The 7,041-nt window shown below is 68.9% G+C and carries 6 protein-coding genes and 2 pseudogenes; 2 read left to right on the forward strand and 6 right to left on the reverse strand.

Annotation, left to right across the window (positions count from 1 at the left end; all coding sequences use genetic code 11):
• The 3 genes and pseudogenes from QR77_RS11720 to ettA form a co-directional block, all read right to left on the reverse strand.
• Nucleotides 1–347 (reverse strand): annotated as a pseudogene (locus QR77_RS11720) (hypothetical protein); the annotation flags it as partial.
• On the reverse strand, nucleotides 344–772 hold the full coding sequence (locus tag QR77_RS11725) for a thioesterase family protein (RefSeq protein WP_078876617.1): 429 nt from the start codon (nucleotides 770–772) through the stop codon (nucleotides 344–346). The pseudogene QR77_RS11720 and the gene QR77_RS11725, both read right to left, overlap by 4 nt.
• Before the next feature lie 9 nt (nucleotides 773–781).
• Nucleotides 782–2,446, reverse strand: a complete 1,665-nt coding sequence (ettA, locus tag QR77_RS11730; protein ID WP_078876618.1) for an energy-dependent translational throttle protein EttA — start codon at nucleotides 2,444–2,446, stop codon at nucleotides 782–784.
• A 180-nt stretch (nucleotides 2,447–2,626) separates the two neighbouring features.
• On the opposite strand from ettA, the gene QR77_RS11735 reads away from it, so the two are divergent.
• Both QR77_RS11735 and QR77_RS11740 read left to right on the forward strand, forming a co-directional pair.
• A complete protein-coding gene (locus tag QR77_RS11735; protein WP_236710606.1) occupies nucleotides 2,627–3,271 on the forward strand; it encodes a GNAT family N-acetyltransferase in 645 nt (214 codons plus the stop codon).
• A gap of 104 nt (nucleotides 3,272–3,375) precedes the next feature.
• Nucleotides 3,376–4,152, forward strand: a complete 777-nt coding sequence (locus QR77_RS11740; protein WP_040021507.1) for an SAM-dependent methyltransferase — start codon at nucleotides 3,376–3,378, stop codon at nucleotides 4,150–4,152.
• A 127-nt stretch (nucleotides 4,153–4,279) separates the two neighbouring features.
• Here QR77_RS11740 and QR77_RS11745 read toward each other — a convergent pair whose 3' ends face one another.
• From QR77_RS11745 to QR77_RS48555, 3 genes and pseudogenes are all read right to left on the reverse strand, one after another.
• Nucleotides 4,280–5,647, reverse strand: coding sequence for an LAETG motif-containing sortase-dependent surface protein (locus QR77_RS11745; RefSeq protein ID WP_347359776.1), 1,368 nt, complete (start codon nucleotides 5,645–5,647; stop codon nucleotides 4,280–4,282).
• A gap of 283 nt (nucleotides 5,648–5,930) precedes the next feature.
• The gene (locus QR77_RS11750) at nucleotides 5,931–6,512 is read right to left on the reverse strand and encodes a single-stranded DNA-binding protein (RefSeq protein WP_078876619.1); all 582 of its coding nucleotides are present in this window, start codon (nucleotides 6,510–6,512) and stop codon (nucleotides 5,931–5,933) included.
• A 125-nt stretch (nucleotides 6,513–6,637) separates the two neighbouring features.
• Nucleotides 6,638–7,041: pseudogene (locus QR77_RS48555) on the reverse strand (ATP-binding protein); the annotation flags it as partial.

Genomic DNA, 7,041 nt, shown 5'->3' on the forward strand with positions numbered 1-7,041 from the left:
TGCCAGCCGCCGCGCGGCGGCAGCAGACCGGCCCAAGGAGGCCCGGTGACCGGCGCGGGCACGGCGAGCACGCTCCCCGTCTCTTCGCTCCCCTGTTCCGCGATCCCCTCCAGCAACTCGCCCGCTGACACGGTGATGTCCAGCTCGGCCGCGTGGCCGAGCCGTACCGTACGGATCGCGAGCACCTCGAAGGACGGCGGCCGCCCGAAGACGGCGACCGCCCCGCGGTCCGCCTGGAGGCGGACGGCGGCGGCACGGTCGTAGTGGATCAGCCGGCCGAGAAAGGCGCCGAGGTCCGCCGCCTCGCGCGCGTCGGCGAACTCCAGTGTCCTGACAGGCATTGTCATACCGCGACGACATCCTTGTCGTCATCGAGGTACTTCAGGAGGTATGCCTTCTCCTCCTCGGTGATACGGCGCGGCCTGGCCGCTGCCAGGTCGTACGGCACGACAACGGTCGACGCCCGTACGTACACCTGGTCCTCGTCCTTGATCTCGTACGCGATCGTCAGCGAGGCCGCGTTTATCTTCGTGACCCATGACTCGACGGTCACCGGCTCATGCCGGTGGACCAACGGCCGCTTGTAGTCGATCTCGTGGCGTGCCACGACGGACCCTCCGGAGAACGACGGTGAGCCGTCCCCCGGCGCCAGCCGGAACATGAAGTCGATGCGGGCCTCCTCCAGATAGCGGAGGAAGACCACATTGTTGACGTGCCCGAAGGCGTCCATGTCCGACCAGCGGAGCGGGCAACTGTACGTATGGCGAGCCATTTTCGAGCCTCAGCCCCGAGTGAGCTTCTTGTAGGTGGCGCGGGTGGGACGGGCGGCGTCGGCGCCGAGCCGCTCGACCTTGTTCTTCTCGTACGAGTCGTAGTTCCCCTCGAACCAGAACCACTTGGACTCGCCCTCGTAGGCCAGGATGTGCGTGGCCACGCGGTCGAGGAACCACCGGTCGTGGGAGACGACCACAGCCGCGCCGGGGAACTCCAGCAGGGCGTTCTCCAGCGAGGACAGCGTCTCGACGTCGAGGTCGTTGGTCGGTTCGTCGAGGAGCAGCAGGTTGCCGCCCTGCTTGAGGGTCAGCGCCAGGTTGAGGCGGTTGCGCTCACCACCGGACAGCACACCGGCCGGCTTCTGCTGGTCCGGGCCCTTGAAGCCGAAGGCGGACACGTACGCCCGCGAAGGCATCTCGACCTGGCCGACGTTGATGTAGTCCAGCTCGTCGGAGACGACGGCCCACAGCGACTTCTTCGGGTCGATGTTCCCGCGGCCCTGGTCGACGTAGCTGATCTTGACGGTCTCGCCGACCTTGATGGAGCCGGAGTCCGGCTCCTCGAAGCCCTGGATCATCTTGAACAGGGTGGTCTTGCCGGCGCCGTTCGGGCCGATCACTCCGACGATGCCCATGCGCGGCAGTGTGAAGGAGAGGTCGTCGATCAGCACCTTCTCGCCGAAGGCCTTGGAGAGGTGCTCGACCTCGACGACCACACTGCCGAGGCGCGGGCCCGGCGGGATCTGGATCTCGTCGAAGTCCAGCTTGCGCATCTTGTCGGCCTCGGCGGCCATTTCCTCGTAACGCGCCAGCCTGGCCTTGGACTTGACCTGCCGGCCCTTGGCGTTGGAGCGGACCCACTCAAGCTCTTCCTTGAGCCGCTTGGCGCGCTTGGCGTCCTTCTGGCCCTCGACCTTGAGCCGGGCCTGCTTGCTCTCCAGGTACGTGGAGTAGTTGCCCTCGTAGCCGATCGCGCGACCGCGGTCGAGCTCCAGGATCCAGCCAGCGACGTTGTCGAGGAAGTACCTGTCGTGAGTGACCGCGACGACGGTGCCGGGGTACTTCGCGAGGTGCTGCTCCAGCCACTGGACGGACTCGGCGTCCAGGTGGTTGGTGGGCTCGTCGAGGAGCAGCAGGTCGGGCGCCTCCAGCAGCAGCCTGCAGAGCGCGACGCGACGGCGCTCCCCACCCGAGAGGTTGGTGACCGGCCAGTCGCCGGGCGGGCAGCCCAGCGCGTCCATGGCCTGTTCGAGCTGGGTGTCCAGGTCCCACGCGTTGGCGTGGTCCAGGTCCTCCTGGAGCTTGCCCATCTCGTCCATGAGCGCGTCGGAGTAGTCCGTCGCCATCGCTTCGGCCACTTCGTTGAAGCGGTGCAGCTTGCCCATGATCTCGGCGGCGCCCTGCTGGACGTTCTCCAGCACGGTCTTGGTCTCGTCGAGCGGCGGCTCCTGGAGGAGCATGCCGACCGAGTAACCCGGCGACAGGAAGGCGTCACCGTTCGACGGGTGCTCGATCCCCGCCATGATCTTCAGCACGGTGGACTTACCTGCACCGTTCGGACCCACCACACCGATCTTCGCTCCGGGCAGGAAGCTCAGCGTCACGTCATCGAGAATGACCTTGTCGCCATGCGCCTTACGCGTCTTGCGCATCGTGTAGATGTACTCAGCCAAGAGAAACCGTCCGGCAATCGAGAAGGGCCAATGTGCGGCTCCGCCGCGTGAGGGCAGATAAACCCATCTTGCCTGACGTCCACCGCCCGACGGAAACGGCCTCCCCGCACGGTGGACGGGGTGGCTACGTACGGTGACGGGGCGTGACGGCCGTCCGCCCCGGAGATAGGGTGCCGCGTTGTGAAAAAAGACCTGGATCCGTCCGAACCGTCCGAACCGGCACAGCTTCCGCTTCCCGCACCTCCCCCGCTTCCCGCGCTTTCCTTCCGGCGTGCGGACGAGAACGACCTGTCCGAGCTGGTACGGCTCCGCGACAGCGCCGCGCGCTGGCACATCTCCCGGGGGATCGACCAGTGGAAGCCCGGGGCGCTGGGCGAGGACCACTTCCGTAAGCGGCTCGCGGCGGGCGAGGTCTGGATCGCGTCCCTGGGCCCTGACGGCCCGGTCGCGGGCGCCTGGGAGCTGTGGTGGGCCGATCCGGCGGCCTGGGGTACGCGGCCCGGGGACGCGGGGCACGTCCACCGGCTCATGACCGACCGCGCCACCGCCCCGCCGGGCACCGGGCGGCTGCTGCTCGCCGAGGCGGAACGCCGCGTCGCCGCCACCGGGCGGAGTCTGTGCCGTCTCGACTGCCTGTCCGACAACCGGCGGCTGCGCGCCTACTACGCGGCGGCGGGATACACGGCCGTCGGCGAGGTGTCGGCGCAGGACGCGGGAGCCGGGCCCCTCTACGTGATCACGCTGCTGGAGAAGCGGCTCCCGGCGGTACGGGACGCCGGGCCGGCCCCCGTACCGACGCGCGCCGAACCGCCAACAACCCACTGATCACTGGGCGTTGGCTGTGGCAGACTGCCCCGTTACCACCGCGTGACGTGTGCGTGCGCCTACGTGTCCTCGCCCGGACCGCCCTTCTGTTCACCGGAGCCTTTATGACCCCGAAGCCCCAGGTCGACACCAGCAAGCCGCACCCGGCGCGCATCTACGACTACCTCTTGGGCGGCAAGGATCATTACGCCGTCGACAAGGAGGTCGGCGAGCGGTTACCCGAGGCTTCGAAGGAGAGCGCGCGGCACAACCGGGCGTTCATGCACCGCGCGTCCGCGTGGGTGGCCGGGACCGGGATCGACCAGTTCCTCGACATCGGCACGGGCATCCCGACCGAGCCGAACCTCCACCAGATCGTCCAGCAGGTGAATCCGGCCTGCCGGGTCGTATACACGGACAACGACCCCATCGTCCTGCGCCATGCCGAGGCCCTGTTGATCAGCGCGCCCGGTGGCACCACGGACTACATACAGGCCGATGTGCTCGAACCGGGCACCATCCTGGAACACGCCCGGACGATCCTGGACTTCGACCGGCCGATCGGGCTGTCGCTCATCGCGCTGCTGCACTTCATCAAGGACGAGCAGGGCGCGTACGACATCGTGAGCACGCTGGTCGGCGCGCTCGCCCCCGGCAGCGCCCTGGCGCTCTCGCACGGCACGTTCGACATGCATCCGGAGCTGAAGCAGCAGGTGATGGACGCGTACCCGAAGTCCATCCCCGGGCAGGCCCGCGACCGCGCCGGGGTCACCCGGTTCTTCGACGGTCTCGACCTCGTGGAGCCGGGGCTCGTGACGGCCACCGAGTGGTACAAGGACACGCCGCCGCCCGAGCCCGCGTTGAGCGGCATGTACGCGGGCGTGGGACTCGTACGGCCGTAGCCGCCCACGCGGAGACCCGTCACACAAGGACCCGCCAAGACCCAATACAGAGAACAGTGGCCCCCGGCGCGCTGACGCGTGCCGGGGGCCACTGTCGCGCACCGTGTCACACGGTGCGGTGGATCACTTACTCAGCGGTGGCACCGGAGTTCTTCCTGCGGAGGAAGAACACCGCGCCGCCGCCGAGGACGACGAGCACGATCGCGATGCCCGCGATCATCGGGGTGGCGCTGGAGGAACCGGTCTCCGCCAGGTCACCACCGGTGGTGCCGGAGGTGGTGCCACCGGCCGAGGCCGCGCTCGGCTGCGACGACGGCTGGTCGGCCGACGGGGTCGGAGCCGGGGCGCTGGCGGTCTTGCAGTCCAGGACGCCCTTGAAGCTCTGCGAGAAGCCGTTGGGGCCCGTTACGGCGATGTCGTACGCCTCGTCCTCGCCGACCGGGACCGTGATGGTCTCGGAGGCGCCGGCCGCGACAGTGTGCTTGGCACCGGAGATCTCGAAGTTGAACGTCTCGTCGCCCTTGTTGGCGACCGTGACGTCAACGCCGCCCTTGGCGCAGTCCTTCGCCGCCGAGACGGCGGGGATCGCACCCTGCTTGGCCCAGTTGGCCGTGGCCGTGGCCGTGACCGTGGAGTCGCTGGAGCCGGCCAGGATCTGGGTCTGGCTCTTGCTGGCACTCGCGAACGCGCGGCCGACCGACACCGAGGTGGTGGCCTGGACCGTCAGCGACGCCGAACCCTCGGGCGCGCCGGCCGGCACGTCGAAGTAGAGCTGCGTGCCGTTGGAAGCCGTGGTGACCGGCTTCCCGTCCTTGTCAGTGATCTTGACGCCGCTGGTGGCGGAGTCGGCCGGCGGTGTCACGGCGACGCTGGCGGCGTCGGTGTTGACCGTGACCGGACCGAGCTTCTCGCCGACCTTGCCGGAGACAGCGGCGGGCGAGAGCGTGAGCGAGGCCTTCGGCTCGGACACGTCCTGCGCGCTCTTCTCCAGCCAGTCCGCGAGCTTCTCGGCCTGTCCGTCCTTCGCGTCGATGTCCACGCCGTCCGAGTAGCGCCAGATCGCGACCTGGGTACCGGCGGCGGCGGTCTTCTCGGTGAGCGGACCCGTACCGGCGCTCGACGCGAGCGAGGAGAGGTCGTCGACCTGCGGGTAGGAGTGCTGGAGGATCCAGCGGATCTTGCCCGCGTTCTTGTTGGTCCCGAGCGACGTCTGGTCCCAGGGGGTTTCCAGGTACTTCGCCTTGGACTGCGTGTGGTTGTGGATGTCGATGCAGTAGGTCTTGAGCTTGCCCCCACCGTCGACGGTCATCTCGAAGAGGCCGGCGGGAACCGTCTGGTCCGCACCGTTCTTCACATGGAGCACGGCGTTGTCGAAGGTGGTCAGCCCGTCGAGCGTGGCGGACGCGCCACCCTGGTGCTGAGGAGCGTCGTCGGCGGAGGCCGCACCGGCACCCGCCATGGTGCCCATGGCCATCAGGCCGGATGCGAGTGCCACGGCGGCGAGGCGGGTGACGCCCCGTCTCCGTACGGATGACGCAGATATCGCAGAAAACACAGAATTCCCCTTCGGGCGAGGGCCTTATCGCGAGAGCCGCGTGGGGTGTACCTCGCCAGCAGACTCAAGTGCCCCGTGAGTACTTCGGGATCCTATGGAGGAGGGGGAGCGCGGGTGCCCCTCGATGCGATCAGATAACCGTTCCGAATCGGAATCGTTATCGAATGGCGTACGCAACGCCGGAATATGACCGGCTTTATCGACAAGTCTCCTCAACTCCAGCTCAGGGAACGGCAGTTGGAAGCATCGCCGGAAGCACTGCCGGAGAGATCGCTGAAGCCGGGGCCCGCACGGCAGTTGGGGCCGCGTGCGCGGACGCGGCCGGTGCCCCGGAGGCGGCCGTCGTGCCGGGGGCCGGGCCCGCGTCCGACGGCCTGGGGCGGACCTGCACCGTGTCCCGGTTTGCTCCAGGAACGTCCGCCCGACGCTCCGTCAGGGCCGGCGACGCCCTCACCACGCGTCTGAACGCCGAGGTCCCGCGCGTAAGATCGTGTCCCGCCGCCGTCGCCTCGACGTCCACCGACGTCCTGCGCCGCCCCTCCCACTCCTCCTCACGCACCCGCAGCCTTCCGTGCACCACGAGCGGCTCGCCCACGGAGACCGAAGCGGCCAGATTCGCCCCCAGGGTCCGCCACGCCCACACCGTGTAGAAACTGGTCGGCCCGTCGGCCCAGGCTTCGTTACGCCGGTCCCAGCGGCGCTCGGTCACAGCGAATCTGAACCGCGCCACCCCGCCCGCTGGCGACTCCTTGAATTCCACTCCGGTCGCTACATTCCCCACCAGCGTCACCACGGTGTCGTACATAACGGCCCCTCCCGTCCGGTCCTGCTGGATTCACTGACTCCATGCTGAACCGGACGGTGAGAATGCGCTGACGCCTGTGGATTACTGACCAGTTGTGGAAAACTCCGTCACCCTCACCCTCATCCTCACCCCACCCCGCCCGACACCGTCACGTACTGCTCCCGCACCTCCCGATACCGCATCAGCTCGGCCGAGACCGGATCCAGCACCCGCGCCCGCCCGCACCCCGCCGCTGCCTCACGCAGCCGCCGCTCGGCGTCCTGCCCGTACCGCCGCGCAGGCCCCCGCGCCGCGGCGCCGCAGGCCCATTCCACGAACGGCCCGCCGACGATCCCGGCCAGCATCACCAGTACGGGCGGGAGCAGCCCCGGTTCCAGTACGCCCGCGATCTGCCCCACCAGCCACAGCGCGCCGAAGACCTGGAGCAGCGTCATGCAGGCCTGCGCCAGTACGGCCGCGGGCCACCACGCCGGACGCGGGGGTCGGCCGCCCTGCGCTCCGGAGGCGCCCACCGCCCCCGAAGCACCCG

It is taken from the genome of Streptomyces sp. 150FB, assembly GCF_000818195.1.
Taxonomy (GTDB): domain Bacteria; phylum Actinomycetota; class Actinomycetes; order Streptomycetales; family Streptomycetaceae; genus Streptomyces.

Excerpts from the sequence above, each read along its gene's own strand:
- QR77_RS11725 (WP_078876617.1), bottom strand. The coding sequence starts at position 772 with ATGGCTCGCCATACGTACAGTTGCCCGCTCCGCTGGTCGGACATGGAC.
- QR77_RS11740 (WP_040021507.1), top strand. The coding sequence starts at position 3,376 with ATGACCCCGAAGCCCCAGGTCGACACCAGCAAGCCGCACCCGGCGCGC.
- QR77_RS11750 (WP_078876619.1), bottom strand. The coding sequence starts at position 6,512 with ATGTACGACACCGTGGTGACGCTGGTGGGGAATGTAGCGACCGGAGTG.